General features: G+C 44.2%; 13 protein-coding genes. 8 read left to right on the top strand and 5 right to left on the bottom strand.

What is annotated here, in order from left to right; translation table 11 throughout:
- Positions 1-76: 76 nt before the first annotated feature.
- The 6 genes from pstC to pnpS all read left to right on the top strand — a co-directional run bounded on the left by pstC (position 77) and on the right by pnpS (position 6312).
- Positions 77-946, top strand: a complete 870-nt coding sequence (gene pstC, locus CDO33_RS16285) for a phosphate ABC transporter permease subunit PstC (protein WP_103079699.1) — start codon at positions 77-79, stop codon at positions 944-946.
- Positions 947-1066: 120 nt separating this feature from the next.
- Positions 1067-1906, top strand: a complete 840-nt coding sequence (pstA, locus tag CDO33_RS16290) for a phosphate ABC transporter permease PstA (protein ID WP_103079700.1) — start codon at positions 1067-1069, stop codon at positions 1904-1906.
- Positions 1907-2066: 160 nt separating this feature from the next.
- Complete coding sequence (gene pstB / locus CDO33_RS16295) at positions 2067-2828, top strand: phosphate ABC transporter ATP-binding protein PstB (RefSeq protein ID WP_333552943.1); 762 nt, start codon at positions 2067-2069, stop codon at positions 2826-2828.
- 79 nt (positions 2829-2907) lie between these two features.
- Positions 2908-3561, top strand: coding sequence for a phosphate signaling complex protein PhoU (phoU, locus tag CDO33_RS16300; protein WP_103079864.1), 654 nt, complete (start codon positions 2908-2910; stop codon positions 3559-3561).
- A gap of 218 nt (positions 3562-3779) precedes the next feature.
- A complete protein-coding gene (locus CDO33_RS16305) occupies positions 3780-4487 on the top strand; it encodes a winged helix-turn-helix domain-containing protein (protein WP_103079702.1) in 708 nt (235 codons plus the stop codon).
- 37 nt (positions 4488-4524) lie between these two features.
- Positions 4525-6312 (top strand): two-component system histidine kinase PnpS, encoded by a 1788-nt coding sequence (gene pnpS, locus CDO33_RS16310; protein WP_103079703.1) that lies wholly within the window; start codon positions 4525-4527, stop codon positions 6310-6312.
- A 298-nt stretch (positions 6313-6610) separates the two neighbouring features.
- Here pnpS and CDO33_RS16315 read toward each other — a convergent pair whose 3' ends face one another.
- Both CDO33_RS16315 and uvrA read right to left on the bottom strand, forming a co-directional pair.
- Entirely contained in the window at positions 6611-8938 is a 2328-nt protein-coding gene (locus CDO33_RS16315; RefSeq protein ID WP_103079704.1) for an ATP-dependent Clp protease ATP-binding subunit, read from the bottom strand.
- Between the two features lie 277 nt (positions 8939-9215).
- Positions 9216-12050 carry an excinuclease ABC subunit UvrA gene (gene uvrA / locus CDO33_RS16320; RefSeq protein ID WP_103079705.1) on the bottom strand — a complete coding sequence of 945 codons (2835 nt, stop codon included), beginning with the start codon at positions 12048-12050 and terminating at the stop codon, positions 9216-9218.
- A gap of 283 nt (positions 12051-12333) precedes the next feature.
- Between uvrA and CDO33_RS16325 the strand changes: the two genes are divergently transcribed.
- Both CDO33_RS16325 and CDO33_RS16330 read left to right on the top strand, forming a co-directional pair.
- The gene (locus CDO33_RS16325) at positions 12334-14049 is read left to right on the top strand and encodes an AMP-dependent synthetase/ligase (RefSeq protein ID WP_103079706.1); all 1716 of its coding nucleotides are present in this window, start codon (positions 12334-12336) and stop codon (positions 14047-14049) included.
- A 384-nt stretch (positions 14050-14433) separates the two neighbouring features.
- Complete coding sequence (locus tag CDO33_RS16330; RefSeq protein WP_103079707.1) at positions 14434-14628, top strand: zinc-ribbon domain-containing protein; 195 nt, start codon at positions 14434-14436, stop codon at positions 14626-14628.
- 89 nt (positions 14629-14717) lie between these two features.
- Here the strand turns inward: CDO33_RS16330 and CDO33_RS16335 are convergent, their stop codons facing one another.
- Genes CDO33_RS16335 through CDO33_RS16340 form a run of 3 tightly spaced genes read right to left on the bottom strand, consistent with a single transcriptional unit; the run spans position 14718 to position 16590 of the window.
- Positions 14718-16013: a homocysteine synthase gene (locus CDO33_RS16335; RefSeq protein ID WP_103079708.1), complete on the bottom strand. Its 1296-nt coding sequence runs from the start codon at positions 16011-16013 to the stop codon at positions 14718-14720.
- Positions 15985-16143, bottom strand: coding sequence for a hypothetical protein (locus CDO33_RS20965; RefSeq protein WP_161496725.1), 159 nt, complete (start codon positions 16141-16143; stop codon positions 15985-15987). The genes CDO33_RS16335 and CDO33_RS20965 overlap by 29 nt, the downstream gene beginning before the upstream one ends.
- The gene (locus tag CDO33_RS16340; protein ID WP_103079709.1) at positions 16144-16590 is read right to left on the bottom strand and encodes an RrF2 family transcriptional regulator; all 447 of its coding nucleotides are present in this window, start codon (positions 16588-16590) and stop codon (positions 16144-16146) included. It lies immediately after the preceding gene.
- Between the last annotated feature and the right edge of the window lie 6 nt (positions 16591-16596).

Raw genomic sequence — 16596 nt, forward strand, 5'->3', positions numbered from 1 at the left:
TTTAACAGCAAAATGACTATTTACAATGCAAAGCAGCTTATGAAAGCAATCTAACGCTATCGGGAGGCATTTTTTGATGAAAGGATTTAAAGCAGCTTTTGAAAGAATAATAGAAATAATTTTCCTTATCTGCGCCTGCGCATCCATATTGTCCGTTGCAGTTATAACTGTCTACATGTTTGTAAAAGGATCTCCGGCGATATTTGAAATCGGTTTGGTGCAGTTCCTCACCGGAACCGAATGGCTGCCCAATTCCGGTAAATTCGGCATCTTACCCATGCTGGTCGCTTCCATATATGGAACCTTTGGCGCTGTAGTAATCGGAGTTGTGGTGGGCTTGTTTACCGCCATATTCCTCGCCGAAATCGGGCCTTCCTGGCTGGTAAGGCTCTTCAGACCAGCGATAGAACTGCTCGCCGGTATTCCCTCTGTGGTTTATGGCTTCTTTGGCCTGGTCGCAGTAATTCCCATGATCAGAAATAATATCGGAGGTGTTGGAAACAGCCTTATGGCTGTAATCTTCATCCTGTCGATAATGATACTCCCCACCATCATAAGTGTTTCCGAGACGTCCATAAGGGCAGTCCCGGAATCTTACAAGGAAGGCTCCCTGGCTTTGGGCGCCACAAAGATTCAAACTATATTCAGGGTGACTCTGCCTGCTGCCCGCTCCGGCATTATGGCAGCAATTGTCCTTGGAATCGGGCGAGCCTTGGGTGAAACAATGGCTGTCATCCTGGTGGCAGGAAACTCGGTTGCCTTGCCCGGGTCCCTCCTCGACTCAGTCCGCACCCTTACGGCAAACATTGCCCTCGAAATGAGCTATGCTTCCGGACTCCATCGTGAGGCGCTGTTTGCCACCGGTGTTGTATTGTTCGTTTTTATAATGGTCCTTAACATAGTCCTGAATCTGATAACTCATAAGAGAGTGAGTTTTAAGAAATAAAGGCCGAAGAAGTGGGGTTTGGAGATGATGATATTTAACTCAACTCATCGTGCTGGCCTTTTCGATAGCACAGCAAATAAACTTAAACCCTCTTACAACTAATATGTGAGGTGAGCATCGATGAAAAAAATAAGAATCACGGATAAAATACTTTCATCCCTTATATGGGTTTTCTCATTTTTAACTGTGGCTATACTGGCATGGATTATCATATACATCCTTTGCAAAGGAATAGGACATGTAAGTTGGAATTTCATCAGCACGATTTACAGACCGGGAAAAGGCCTGACCGGCATACTGCCGATGATAATCAGCACCCTGTATCTTATAGTGCTGACTATCGCCATTTCCGCCCCCGTCGGCATATTTTCAGCCATCTACCTGGTGGAATATGCAAAAGAAGGACCGGTGCTAAGGATTATCAGATTTACAACCGAAACATTGGCGGGAATTCCTTCAATTATTTATGGCCTTTTCGGCTTCATATTTTTTGTTACGTCGCTGCATCTAAGGTATTCTTTGATTTCCGGAGCTCTTACCCTCAGCATTATGGTCCTCCCCACCATAATCAGGACTACGGAAGAATCGCTAAAAGCTGTGCCGGAGTCATACAAGGAAGGCAGCCTGGCCTTAGGAGCAACAAAGCTTACTACAATCATCAGGGTAATCCTCCCTTGTGCGATTCCCGGCATTCTGTCGGCTGTTATTCTCAGCATCGGACGTATCGTAGGAGAAAGCGCCGCTGTCATTTTTACCGCAGGAATGTCTACCAATATCCCTGGAAGCATAATGGACTCGGGAAGGACCCTCACCGTCCATCTGTATCAGCTGGCCAATGAAGGCATATCCTTCCAACAGGCCTATGCCACGGCTGCAGTGCTTATAATCATAGTAGCTTTGATAAATATCTCCGCTGGAAAAATTGCATCCCTGGTGAAAAGAATGACCATCGGAGGCTGACTTATAAGCCGATGCCTGCCTACCAATCCAGGCCTGCAAACTATAACTGTAATACTCTTTTTCAAATATTGTGCTTTTTAAGTGAAGGGAATTTTTGATGTAAATTTCATGTTTTAGATAAATGCTAAAAGAACATATTACAAATAGAAAGGTGATACTTGTGAGCAATAATGCGGCAAAAATCAGTGCCAGAAATCTCAACCTGTTCTATGGGAGCTTTCAGGCTTTGAAAAATATAAATATAGATATCAAGGGTAAAAATGTAACCGCCCTCATCGGGCCGTCAGGTTGTGGAAAATCTACCTTTTTGAAGACGCTGAACAGGATGAACGATCTGGTAAAGGACGTCAGAATCAGTGGTGAAGTGCGTCTGGACGGTTTGAACATATATGAGAATTATGATATAGTTGAGTTGCGAAAGCAGGTGGGAATGGTATTTCAAAAGCCCAATCCCTTTCCCATGTCCGTTTATGATAATATCGCATATGGCCCCAGGGTGCATGGCATAAAATCCAGAGCAAGGCTTGATGAAATTGTCGAAAAGAGTTTACGAGCCGCCGCCCTCTGGGATGAGGTAAAGGACAGGCTTAAGAAAAGCGCTTTAGGTCTGTCGGGAGGCCAGCAGCAGAGGCTGTGTATAGCGAGGGTTCTCGCTGTGGAACCGGAAGTTGTTTTGATGGATGAGCCGACATCTGCCCTGGACCCGATATCCACTTTGAGAATTGAGGATCTTATTTCTGAACTTAAAGAAAAATACACCATTGTCATAGTTACCCATAACATGCAGCAAGCAGGCCGAATATCCGACAATACCGCTTTTTTCCTGCACGGTGAAATTGTTGAATATGACTCCACAGAAAAGATTTTCAATATACCATCGGACAAGCGCACCGAGGACTATATTACAGGAAGATTTGGCTAATTTTAGTGTGATTATATGGTTTTTTCATGTTTACAAATTCAAAATGAGTGGTTTATTTTACAGGAGAGGTGTTATTATGGTGACAAGGCATCATTTTGATAAGGAGCTGGAAGAGCTTCATCATGAGTTGATTAGAATGGGCAGCATGGTGGAAGAATCCATAGAAAATGCGATTTACGCCCTTAAAAAGCAGGATATAGAGCTGGCTAAAAAAGTTCTGGACAATGACGACGCTATTGATGCCCAGGAGAAGAAAATTGAAAGGATATGCCTGATGCTTATTGCACGGCAGCAGCCTCTGGCCAAGGATCTGAGAGTCATCAGCACTGCGTTGAAAATCATCACGGACATGGAGAGGATAGCGGACCATTCCTCCGATATATGCGAGATAACCCTGAGGATGGCCAATGAAAGGTATGTCATGCCGCTTATAGACATACCTCTGATGGCGGAAAAAGCTAAGCAAATGGTAAACAAGGCCATAGACGCCTATGTCAAGCGGGATGTTGAGCTGGCCAAAGAAGTATGCGCCAGTGATGACGCCGTAGACGAGCTGTTCTCCAAAATAACCTTTGAGGTTACAAGCATCATGAGGAATAATTCTGAGGCGGTGGAACAGTGCGTAGATTTCATATTGATAGCCAAATACCTTGAAAGGATGGCCGATCACGCCACCAACATCGGCGAATGGGTTATTTTCAGTGTCACAGGCGAGCATATGCATCTGAATTAGCATGACTATAATACTTAAATAACTCATTGTGCTGGCATTTTAGACAGCGGAGTTCCGGGTCAAAGAGCTAGAATCGATAACAAACAATAAATTATATAGTAGAAATAGGAATCACAAGACTGATATCTGAAACCGGCTTTACTCGCCTTTCATAGAATTGGTCAATGAATTTCGGCTATGCTAAAGCCGCCAGCCTTTTAATAGAAGGAGATTGCAATATGTCAAAGGAAATGATATATGCGGTGGAAGATGAAAAGCACATACAGCAGCTAATTAAATATAATCTGGAAACAAGCGGATACAAGGTCTTGGTGTTTGATAATGGCGAGAGCCTCCTTAAGGAATGCCAGAACTCTGTTCCCGACCTGTTTCTGCTGGATATAATGCTTCCGGGGATAGACGGATTTCAAATTTGCCGCATGCTCCGCGAAAATCCCCGCACCAAAAGCATCCCAATTATAATGCTCACAGCAAAGGGGGATGAGTTTGATAAAGTCCTGGGCCTTGAGCTGGGAGCTGATGATTATATAACAAAGCCATTCAGCACGAGAGAACTGGTTGCCAGGATCAAAGCCATGTTCAGAAGACTGAACGTGCCTGCTCCTGAAAGCCAGGAAGTCATAACCCAGGGGGATATTACCCTGGATTGCACGAGGCGTGAGGTATATAAATCCGGTGAGCTTATTGAGTTGCCCTACAAGGAGTTCGAGCTGCTTAAAATGCTGATGCAGAATAAGGGAAAGGTTTTGTCCCGGGAACTGCTTCTCGAAAAAATATGGGGCTATGATTATTATGGAGAGACCCGGACCGTCGATGTCCATGTAAGGCACCTAAGGCAAAAAATCGAAGATGACGGCAACAACCCCGTATACATCGAAACTGTGCGAGGAATAGGCTACCGGTTTAATGATAAAAATCCACAGTGATTTTAATATCGGGAAGGGGATGAAATTGCATCGGACTATGAGGAAAAAGTTCTTTTCATATTATGTTATACTGGTGGTCTCAGCAATGGCCGTCACAGGTTTTTTTGTGACGCGTCTGGCACAATCCCTTTATAAAAGGAATGTCGAGGAAAAGCTGGCAAGCGTGGCAAAAGTGATCCAGAATGAAATATCGGAAGATATAAAAGAAGGCGTTGAAATCGACTATAATGCCATTGCCGCCAAGTATTCCGAAATACTGGAAGGATCTCCCCAGGATAATGCGACTCCAAACATGTCGGACCTCAGGGTGACAATAATTGACTTGAACGGAAAGGTCCTGGGTGAGTCGGAAACCGACTTCAGATCCATGGAAAACCATCTGAGCCGCAGTGAAGTGCAGCAAGCTCTCAAAGGCTCCATAGGCAAAGATATCCGGCATAGCCGGACCCTTGATACCGACTTTACTTATGTGGCTGTTAAAGCATCAGAGGTGATAATAAGGCTTTCCCTTCCCCTCACTGAGCTTAGGGATATCCGGTGGATTATATTGCGTCACATCACTCTGGGAATACTGGTAAGCCTTTTATTTACGGTCTTTCTTGCGCTTAAGTTCTCCGCATCGGTCACCCGGCCGGTAAATGAGCTGATAAACGCATCCAGGGAGATAGCTTCCGGCAATTATTCCAAACGTGTCAAATCCAGCGCTGATTATGAATTCAGTCAATTGGCAGATACCTTTAATGAGATGGCGTATCAGCTGGAACGTACCGTAGCTGATCTGACCGATAAAAACATCAAGGTTGAAACCATCATCAACAGCATGATGGATGGTATTATAGCTGTGGACGATAATTATAACATAGTGCTGATAAACGATATGGCCAAGGAAATGTTCGGCATGGATAGAAAAGACGATGTAATAGGAATCAATATTATAGAGGCAGTGCGCAACAACCAGCTGAACTCCTTTATAAGCAAATCGGTGGAAGAGGGAACATCTTCCATAAAAGAAATTCTCATCGCCGGTGCAGGTAAGGATGGTAAAACCTACAGGATACACACGAATCCCGTAAAGCCTGTGGACAATACCAAAAAGAAATCCGGTGCGATAGTCCTCATACAGGACATAACCAATATTAAGAAGCTGGAGCAGATAAGGACCGATTTCGTATCCAACGTCACCCATGAGCTTAAGACTCCTCTCACTTCCATCCGGGGTTTTATAGAAACATTGAGATCCGGTGCCATGAACGACCCCGAGGTGGCAGAAAGCTTTCTGGAAATCATCGACATAGAATCAGAGAGGTTATATAACCTCATAAATGATATACTGCAGCTTTCAGAGATAGAGACCCGGCAAAAGGACTCCAATATACTGCCCCACAGCCTGAATTCCAGCATAACTGAGGTGATATCCATTCTCCAGGGTCCGGCAGAAAAGAAGAATGTAAGGCTGATAGATGAGACCAGCGAAGAATTAACCATATCCGCCAACAAGGACAGGATAAAACAAATGCTGATAAATCTGATAGATAACGGAATAAAATATAATGTGGAAGGCGGCAGCGTATTTGTCAAGGCCTACAGGCATGGAGGAAATATAGTAATATCTGTGAAAGATACAGGCATAGGCATAGCCCAAGAGCATCTTCCAAGGATTTTCGAACGGTTTTACAGGGTTGACAAAGGAAGATCGCGGGAAGCAGGAGGTACCGGTCTTGGGCTTTCCATAGTAAAGCATATAGCGAGCCTGTATAACGGCGATGTGAGGGTTTCCAGCCAGCCAGGCATCGGCACGGAATTTACGGTCAGGCTCCCTCTCTAATCATGAATAATCATGTATTAAAATCTCTTGACTGGAGGCTATCCATTGCCCATTCTTCCACTAATCATGAGTAACCATGCATTTAAAACAATCATTTATGTGAATCCAAGGCTCATGACAGCAATAGAGGGTGATTGAGCATAGCTTAGAGCATGCCTTCCGTATTCCGGACACATGCATAATACGGAAGCTCCTTGGTCGCCATCTGCGGCAGAAAGAGCAGGCTAAAGCTATATGCAAAAATGGGCTAATGAAAGCATACGCATCATTAACCCATTTATATCTGTCCGGAAAGATTTTATGCTACTAAAAACTTCATCTCACCATTTTCATAATCCACAGTCACACTGCATCCCTCGAAGATTTCCTTTTTCAGATATTTCTCTGCCAGGACATCCTCAATATACCTCTGAATAGTGCGCCTTAGCGGTCTTGCTCCGTATTTCGGATCATAGCCCTTATCCAGTATGAAATCTTTAACCGCTTCCGTCAGCTCAAGCTTCATGCCCTTTGAGGCCATCTCATCTTTTACCTCTTTCAGCATAATTTCAATAATCTGCTTAAGTTCTTCCCTATTAAGCTCGGTAAACACTATTATTTCGTCTATCCTGTTTAAAAATTCGGGCTTGAAATATTCCTTCAGAGCTTCGGAGACCTTGTCTTTCAACGCCCTGTAGCCGTCATTTCCAAAGCCGATTCCATTGGATTTCATGGTGGTACCGGCATTGGAGGTCATTATTATCACCGTGTTTTCAAAGTTCACCGTTCTTCCATGGCTGTCGGTAAGCCTTCCGTCTTCCAGTATCTGCAGAAGCATGTTAAATACATCGGGATGGGCCTTTTCTATCTCATCCATCAATATTACGGAATACGGCTTTCTTCTTATCTTTTCAGTGAGCTGGCCGCCATCGTCATACCCGACATAGCCCGGAGGTGATCCGATCAGTTTTGATACCGTGTGCTTTTCCATATATTCGGACATATCAAGCCTTATGAGCGCATCCTCGCTCTCAAAAAGCTCGGCGGCAAGAGCTCTTACCAGCTCCGTCTTACCCACTCCTGTGGGTCCTATGAAAATGAAGGAGGAAGGCTTCTTTCTCTTTCTGAAGCCTGACCTGTTGCGCCTGATTGCTCTTGCTACGCTTTCAACAGCTTCATTCTGTCCTATAACCCTTCTATGGAGCCTTTCTTCAAGGTTAATCAGCTTTTCAGCCTCAATCTCTGTAAGCCTCTGAACCGGTATCTTGGTCCATGATTCTATAACACTGGCCACATCATCTACTGTAAGCTCCACATCCTTGTCCCTATCCTCTATATCCTTTATCTTCTGCAGCAGCTTGCATTCCCTGACCTTCAAATCCGCTGCCTTCTGATAATCCTCTATGGAATCTGCAGAAATGGCATTCTCCTTTTCTTCCTGGACTTTCTTCAGCTCTTCCTTCAGTGCTTCCAGCTCCACCAATCCTACATTTTTCAGGTTAGCTCTGGAGCCGGCTTCATCTATTACATCAATTGCCTTGTCCGGAAGGAACCTGTCGGTTATATACCTTTCTGAAAATACAACAGCGGCTTCTATTACTTTATCGGATATTTTTACCCTGTGATAGTTTTCGTAATAATCTTTTATGCCCTTCAATATCTCTATGGTATCCTCCACAGAAGGCTCATCCACCAATACCGGCTGGAACCTCCTCTCAAGGGCTGAATCCTTTTCTATATGCTTCCTGTACTCGTTAAGGGTCGTAGCTCCTATGACCTGGATTTCTCCCTTTGATAAGGCCGGCTTGAGTATATTTGCAGCATTCATAGCCCCTTCGGCTTCCCCTGCGCCCATAATATTGTGCAGCTCATCTATTACAAGGATTATGTTGCCCAAGGATTTTGCTTCTTCAATAATCCCCTTCATGCGGCTCTCAAATTGTCCCCTGAACTGGGTACCGGCCACTACCGCGGTGAGATCCAGCAGATACACTTCAGCATTATACAGCTTTGCCGGTACCTGCTTGTTGGCGATTCTTACGGCAAGTCCTTCAGCTATGGCAGTTTTTCCCACTCCTGGCTCACCTATGAGAACAGGGTTGTTCTTGGTCCTCCTGTTCAGTATCTGTATAACCCTGTCAATTTCCCTGTTGCGGCCTATAACTCTGTCAATCTTGTCTTCTCTGGCTTTGTCCGTAAGGTTTGTCCCGTACATATCCAGATACTTCTTTTTTCTGGTACTTTTCTTATCCTGCTGTGTTTTTGTCCGGGTATTATTTTTTCCTTCTTTATCATCTGCCATATTTTTATGCTGTTCATCCTGGGCGTCAGCTCCGTTGTTACCTTTAAAAAATGCTTTATTTATGAAATTAAAAAACGGGTTGCCGGGATTCGGCTGCGCCGGATTAGGAGCAAAAGCCTCAAGGTTGTCCGTATCCATATTTTCAAAAATACCATTTACCTGCCTGTTCAAGTTATCAATGTCTTCATCAGTCATGCCTGACTGCTCAATTAGCTGGTTGATAGGTTGTATGCCTTGTTTCTTAGCGCAGGACAGGCATAGTCCTTCCTGTTCCTGGCGGCCGTTTATAATCTTTGTCACAAATACTACTGCGAGATTCTCTTTACAAATTGAACACATCATCATTATCATCATCTCCTGTCTAATGATGCATACCAACATCCTTAAAATATATTTACCCATCCAGCACATTATTCATAGTATCAAATTTCAAATAACACACGAATATAATAGCATACAAATATATTCGTATATTACCTTAGTATAGCACACATGACTGTTTACGTCTAATCCCAGGCAATATTGATATGAATCGCATACGAAAATTTATGCAAATTAACTATGCCATGATAACGCTACCGGTCCCATAGTTGCGAATCCTGTAATTATTTCTTAAGATCCGTCAAATGTCCTTCTTCAGCACTTTTTTAAGGAACTGGCCTGTATAGGATTCCACAACCTCCGCAATTTTCTCCGGAGTTCCCTCTGCAACGATAAAACCGCCCCGGTCTCCCCCTTCCGGACCTAAATCGATGATATAATCCGCCGTCTTGATTACATCAAGATTATGCTCTATTACCACCACTGAATTTCCTGAGTCCACCAGCTTCTGCAAAATATCTATAAGCCTGTGTACGTCAGCAATATGAAGTCCTGTGGTAGGCTCATCCAATATATACATGGTTCTGCCGGTGCTCTTTCTGGACAGCTCGGTGGCAAGCTTAATCCTCTGCGCTTCTCCTCCCGACAGTGTGGTAGACGGCTGACCCACTTTTATATAGCCTAATCCCACATCATATAATGTCTGAAGCTTTCTCTGTATCCTCGGTATGTTTTTGAAAAATTCAAGGGCATCCTCCACGGTCATATCCAGGATGTCCGCAATGCTTTTTCCCTTATATTTGACCTCCAGGGTTTCCCTGTTATACCGTTTCCCTTTGCACACCTCACAAGGCACAAAGATATCGGGGAGAAAATGCATTTCGATTTTTATTATCCCATCGCCGTTGCATGCCTCACAGCGGCCTCCTTTTATATTAAAGCTGAAACGGCCTGCTTTATACCCTTTCATCTTGGCTTCCGTAGTTTCAGCAAAAACTTCCCTTATTAAGTCAAACACACCGGTATAGGTTGCGGGATTTGACCTGGGAGTCCTTCCTATAGGCGATTGATCTATATTGATAACCTTATCCAGGTATTCAACTCCCTTTATGCCATCATGCTCCCCGGGCCTTGTCCTCGCTCTGTTCAGCTCTGCTGCAAGGTGTTTGTATAGTATCTCATTTATCAGCGAGCTTTTGCCCGATCCGGACACCCCGGTGACACAGGTGAATACCCCCAGGGGTATCCTGGCGTTTATGTTTTTCAGATTGTTTTCTCTGGCCCCGGTAATCTCAAGCCATTTGCCGTTTGGGCTGCGGCGCTTTTCAGGCACCTCAATCTTTCTCTTTCCGCTTAAATACTGACCGGTAAGGGACTCATCGCACTTTTTTATTTCTTCCACAGTACCCTGGGCTACCACCTTGCCTCCGTGCACACCGGCTCCCGGTCCTATATCAATTATATGGTCGGCCGCATACATTGTGTCTTCATCATGTTCAACTACTATGAGAGTATTCCCAAGATCCCTCAACCTTTTAAGCGTAGCAAGAAGCTTGTCGTTATCCCTTTGATGCAAACCTATGCTGGGTTCATCAAGAATATACAAAACTCCCATCAGACCGGACCCAATCTGGGTTGCAAGCCTTATTCTCTGAGCCTCTCCTCCGGACAAGGTTCCGGCAGACCTGGACAATGTCAGGTAATCCAGGCCAACGTCCACTAAAAATCCCAGCCTTGCGTTTATTTCCTTTAATATTTGCCGGGAGATCATTTGCTGCCTTTCAGTCAGTTCCAGCTTACTGAAAAATTCCTTCAGATTGGCTACCGGCATAGATGAAATCTCAGCTATATTCTTGCCTCCCACGGTGACGGCAAGGCTTTCCTTTTTCAGCCTTGCCCCCTTGCATTCGGGACAGGGGCTGGAAGTCATAAATTCCTCATAATATTGCTTCATCCCTTCCGACTGGGTTTCATGGTAACGCCTTTCCATCACATTGATTACTCCATCAAAAGCAGCCATATATGTACCACTTCCATAATCGCGCACATATTCCATCTGAATCTTCTCGCCCTTTGTGCCGTAAAGTATTATGTCGACAATATGGTCCGGCAGCTTCTCTATGGGAGTGCTCAGCTTAAATTTATAGTGCTTGGCCAGCCCATTAAAAATCATCCTCGCATACGCGTCTTCGCTTTCTACATTCCATCCGGATGCGACTATTGCCCCCTCCAGCAAGGATTTGGAACGGTCAGGGATCACCAGATCCGGATCGATCTTGAGAAATGTTCCCAGACCGCTGCAAACCGGACATGCTCCATAGGGGTTGTTAAAAGAAAACATTCTGGGCGCAAGCTCTTCTATGCTCACTCCGCATTCACTGCATGCGAAATTCTGGCTAAACAGGAGCTCTTCCTTGCCTATCACATCTATTACAACCAATCCTCCGCTCAGCTGGAGCACCGTTTCTATGGAATCCGCCAGCCGCCTTTGGATATCCGGCCTCACCACAAGCCTGTCCACCACAATTTCAATCGTGTGCTTCTTATTTTTATCCAGACGTATTTCATCATTTATATCCATTACCTGGCCATCAATCCTCAACCGGACATATCCGGCCTTTTTTGTATCCTCAATCAGCTTGTGATACTCACCTTTTCTTCCCCTGACCACAGGAGCCAGAACCTGTATCTTTGTCCCCTCTTCCAGGGATAATACCTGATCCACCATCTGATCCACGGTCTGCTGGGTTATTTCCCTGCCGCAGTTGGGGCAGTGGGGTATACCGATTCGCGCATAAAGAAGCCTCAAATAGTCATATATTTCCGTAACCGTACCCACTGTGGAGCGTGGGTTTCTGCTGGTAGTTTTCTGATCAATGGATATTGCCGGAGACAAGCCGTCTATATAGTCCAGATCCGGCTTTTCCATCTGGCCTAAGAACTGCCTGGCATAAGAAGATAGGGATTCCACATATCTCCTCTGCCCTTCCGCATAGATTGTGTCAAAGGCGAGGGAGGACTTTCCCGAACCGCTAAGCCCTGTTATGACAACAAATTTATTCCTCGGAATCTCTATATCAATATTTTTAAGATTGTGCTCTCTTGCACCTTTTATAAGTATACTGCTCTTTAACATAAATAACACCTGCCTGCTATGATATTTGACACTGCCCGCGCCAAAGTGCAGGGATCATAAAACCTGCCGCTTTAAGTTATGGACATCTTACCGTTCCTATTATTGACAAATTATCCTTTGATTAGGAAGCTTGTCCTGCAATAAATACTCTAATTATTATAACAGATTAGTATAAAAAAACAAACACTAGTTCGCATCTGAAAAATAATTTTTATAATTTCTTTAAACTATTTATACATTCGTATATAATGAAAATAATAATAACTGGACGAGGTGCATTTGAATGAAAAATACGCCACTTTATGAGGTTAGACCCATAAACAACCTCAAAGAGATGCTAAATTCGAGTGTGGAGCTTTATGGAAACAAGCCTGCTTTTCTGGCAAAGCCTAAGGAAGGAGGCGAATATAAGCCCATACTGTTCAAGGAGTACAAAGCCGATGTGGACGCTTTCGGAACCGCACTGATAAGCCTTGGACTCAAGGGTAAAAGAATAGCCTTAATAGGGGAAAACCGATATGAATGGAGCATATCGTATCTCGCCGTTTTGAACGGTACCGGCATCATCGTGCCGTTGGACAAGGAACTCCCGAAAAATGAAATAGCGAACCTGCTCACTCGTTCGAAGGCAAATGCAATAATTTTCACAGGAAGCAAGAGGGACGATATAAAAGACATTGCCCGGGAACTTAACACTGTAGATTTTTATATTGACATGGATGCCGTCGAAGATGATGAAACTGTGATGTCTTTCGGAAAGCTTCTGAAAAAAGGCCATGAGCTCGTTAAAAACGGCGACAGGAGCTTCATTGATGCTGAAATAGACAACGAAGCAATGAACATATTGCTGTTTACTTCCGGAACCACCGATACGTCAAAAGCGGTGATGCTTTCCCATAAAAACATATGCGCAAATCTCATGGCCATGTGCCAGATGGTTTATATAGACGATAAGGACATATTCCTTTCAGTGCTGCCCATTCACCATACCTATGAGTGTACCTGCGGTTTTCTGTGCCAGCTGTACAGAGGCTGTACCGTCGCCTATTGCGAAGGTTTGAGGCATATACCCAAAAATCTTGCGGAATCAAAGGCTACGATGATGTTGGGTGTGCCCCTGATTTTCGAAGCCATGTACAAGCGCATATGGGATCAGGCATCCAAATCCGGTTTGGACAAGAAGCTCAGAACAGGAATAAAGATAAGCAATCTGCTTAGAAAATTCGGAATCGATATTACAAAAAAACTGTTCGCACAAGTGCACAACAGCCTGGGAGGTCATGTACGGCTTTTCATAAGCGGTGCCGCAGGAATAGATCCTCTGGTTTCCAAAGGTTTCAGAGATCTCGGCATACCCCTCATTCAAGGTTATGGGCTCACCGAATGCGCTCCTATTGTCGCGCTTAACCGTGACATATACTATAAGGATGATGCGGCAGGACTCCCTCTCCCCGGAGTGGAAGTCAAGATAGACCATCCCGATGCCGACGGTGTGGGGGAAATCATAGCAAAGGGCCCAAATGTAATGCTGGGGTATTATGAGGACGAAAAGGCCACTTCAAAAGCTCTGAAAAACGGCTGGTTCCATACAGGAGACTTGGGTTATATAGACAGTGACGGTTTCGTTCATATCACAGGAAGGGAAAAGGATGTCATAGTTACTAAAAACGGTAAAAACATCTACCCGGAAGAGATCGAAACCCTCCTCAACAGGTCTGATTATATAAAAGAATCGCTGGTTTACGGCAAGATGGAAGAAGGCAGCGATGAAGTAACAGTAGCAGCCGAGATCATACCCGATATGGAAAAAATACAGGCTGAGTTCAATATAAGCTCCATTGAGGATAAAAGAGTACGGGAAATAATACAAAACGAAGTCAAAGCTGTAAACAAAAAGCTGGTAACTTATAAATATGTGAAGGAGTTCCAGCTGCGGGAAAAGGAATTTGCCAAAACTACGACCAAGAAAATCAAGAGATATCTGGAAAGGAAGCAATAAGCCCTAAAAATACATGACGGCCTGGCGGGTAATATTATAGTAGGTACTTGTGCCTTCTTTGCGGAATTTATGATATCAAAAGAGGTTGCAAATAACCGTAACATGCCGTTTATAGCAGAATGATACTTCTATGCTTCATGCTTGAAATGAACAGGTGTCCTCCACCTGCAAAGGTGGAGGATTTAATTTTACCCGGCTGTGCATCAAAAAATTTATACTATAATCTGGGTTAATTTTATACATCAGTATTGTGAAAAATCTTTATTTATGGTATAATTATCCTAGTTAAAAATAAGATTTAATTAGTTTAGACCCTTGCCTCCTTATATTATGGAGAAAGTGTCCGAAACCAGTTAAATCCATAATTTCAAGGAGGTAATTAGTATGGCTGACAAAACTCTAGTATGCAAAGACTGCGGAAACCAGTTCATATTCTCTGAAGGAGAACAGGCTTTCTACAAAGAAAAAGGATTCGAAAATGAGCCTCAGAGATGTCCTGAGTGCAGAAGAGCTAGAAAAGCTCAGAGAAGGAACAACAATTTCTCAGGTGGAAGCAGGCCTTCCGATGGCAGATGGTAACAAAAATTTAAGGAGAGTTGAAAAACTCTCCTTTTATAATGCTTTTATATAATGTTTCTATTACAGTTTTCTCACTGCCGGACGAGGCATTACTCTTCCACTGCTTTTTTCAGCGCCTGATCCAGGTCATAGATCAAATCGTCCGGATCTTCAATGCCTATAGAAAGCCTTATCATGTCCGGAGTCACCCCTGCCGCTTTTAAATCCTCCTCAGACAACTGCTGATGAGTCGTGCTGGCAGGATGGATTACAAGGGACTTGGCATCGGCTACATTGGCCAGGAGAGAGAAAATCTCCAGACTGTCGATAAACTTCTTGCCTGCTTTCAGGCCTCCTTTTATTCCAAAAGTGAATATTGAACCAACACCCTTCGGGAAATATTTACGAGCCAGCTCATTATATTTGTTTCCTTCCAGGGAGGGATAATTCACCCAGCTTACCAGAGGATGTTTTGAAAGGAAATCCACTATTTTTTTAGTGTTGGAAACATGCTTTTCCACCCTCAGGGACAGAGTCTCAAGGCCCTGCAAAAACAAGAAGGCATTAAACGGGCTCATTGCTGCGCCAGTGTCCCTCAAAAGCTGAACTCTCGCTTTGGTTATATAAGCTGCGGCACCTACATCCTGAGCATACCTTATGCCGTGATAGCTCGGATCAGGTTCTGTCAGTCCGGGGAACTTGCCGCTTCCTATCCAGTCAAATTTGCCGGAATCCACAATCACACCGCCAATGGATGTGCCATGCCCTCCTATGAACTTTGTTGCCGAATGAACGACTATGTCCGCACCGAACTCTATAGGCCTTATGAGGTAAGGAGTTCCGAAAGTATTGTCCACTATCAGCGGAATCTTGTTTTCATGGGCAATGGCAGCAACCGCCTCTATGTCCACAAGATTGATGCCCGGATTGCCTATCGTTTCAAAATACAGGGCTTTTGTCCTTTCGGTTATTGCCTTGCGGAAATTCTCCGGATCATCCGGGTCGACGAAAATTGTCTTGATGCCAAACTTCGGCAGTGTATTGGCAAACAGATTATATGTACCTCCATAGAGGGTGCTGGCTGAAACAATCTCATCCCCCTGTTCGGCGATGTTCATTATGGCATATGTGATGGCAGCGGAACCGGATGCCGTAGCAAGGGCTGCTATACCACCCTCAAGGGCAGCTATTCGCTTTTCAAAAACATCCGTGGTAGGATTCATAATGCGGGTATAAATATTCCCCGATTCCTTAAGGCTAAACAAGTTTGCAGCATGGTCCGAATCATTGAATACATAGGAAGTAGTCTGGTAAATAGGCACTGCCCTTGATCCAGTGGTAGGATCAGCTACCTGTCCTGCGTGAACCTGTAGTGTGTCAAACTTTAATTTCCGTTCTTCCGTCATAAAGTAAAACCTCCTTTGGATTGTTATTTTTGATTTTTCTTGATATTATCACATGGTTATTTGTCCATGACTGCTGCTTTCCGGTTGCTACTCCGGCAGTTCCCTGCTTGCTGGCTGCCGGGTGTTTCAATCAAATATAGTACATGTATCCCTGATCTGAGTTTCTTTTTTTATATTCATCCACAAGATCCTGGAGGGTGATGGAAAATACAACTTCGTTTATGCATGAATTGATTTTATCCCATACCTGAGATGCAATGACAGTCTCCACAAGGCTATTTCCTTTTTGGAATTCATCACCGGTTTCTACCACCTCAAGGTTTCCTTCCATAACCTCAAGGACATCTCCAACCCGGATTTTAGATGGTTCTTGAGCCAGAATGTACCCACCCTGGGCGCCTTTAATACTCTTTACCAGGCCTGTTTTCCTCAGCACGGAGAAAACCTGCTCAAGATAATTTTCCGATATCTGCTGCCTTTCAGCAATGCTCTTGATAGAAACAGCATCAGCCGATGAATGCACGGCAAGATCAACCATAGCTCTCAGCCCATATCTGCCTTTGGTAGACAGCTTCATTTTGCC

This window comes from Clostridium thermosuccinogenes, assembly GCF_002896855.1.
Lineage (GTDB): Bacteria > Bacillota > Clostridia > Acetivibrionales > DSM-5807 > Pseudoclostridium > Pseudoclostridium thermosuccinogenes.

Coding starts and splice junctions, on each gene's coding strand:
- CDO33_RS16325 (WP_103079706.1), top strand. CDS start 12,334: ATGAAAAATACGCCACTTTATGAGGTTAGACCCATAAACAACCTCAAA.
- pstC (WP_103079699.1), top strand. CDS start 77: ATGAAAGGATTTAAAGCAGCTTTTGAAAGAATAATAGAAATAATTTTC.
- pnpS (WP_103079703.1), top strand. CDS start 4,525: ATGAGGAAAAAGTTCTTTTCATATTATGTTATACTGGTGGTCTCAGCA.
- CDO33_RS16305 (WP_103079702.1), top strand. CDS start 3,780: ATGTCAAAGGAAATGATATATGCGGTGGAAGATGAAAAGCACATACAG.
- CDO33_RS16335 (WP_103079708.1), bottom strand. CDS start 16,013: ATGACGGAAGAACGGAAATTAAAGTTTGACACACTACAGGTTCACGCA.
- CDO33_RS16340 (WP_103079709.1), bottom strand. CDS start 16,590: ATGAAGCTGTCTACCAAAGGCAGATATGGGCTGAGAGCTATGGTTGAT.
- CDO33_RS16330 (WP_103079707.1), top strand. CDS start 14,434: ATGGCTGACAAAACTCTAGTATGCAAAGACTGCGGAAACCAGTTCATA.
- CDO33_RS16315 (WP_103079704.1), bottom strand. CDS start 8,938: ATGATGATGTGTTCAATTTGTAAAGAGAATCTCGCAGTAGTATTTGTG.
- uvrA (WP_103079705.1), bottom strand. CDS start 12,050: ATGTTAAAGAGCAGTATACTTATAAAAGGTGCAAGAGAGCACAATCTT.
- pstA (WP_103079700.1), top strand. CDS start 1,067: ATGAAAAAAATAAGAATCACGGATAAAATACTTTCATCCCTTATATGG.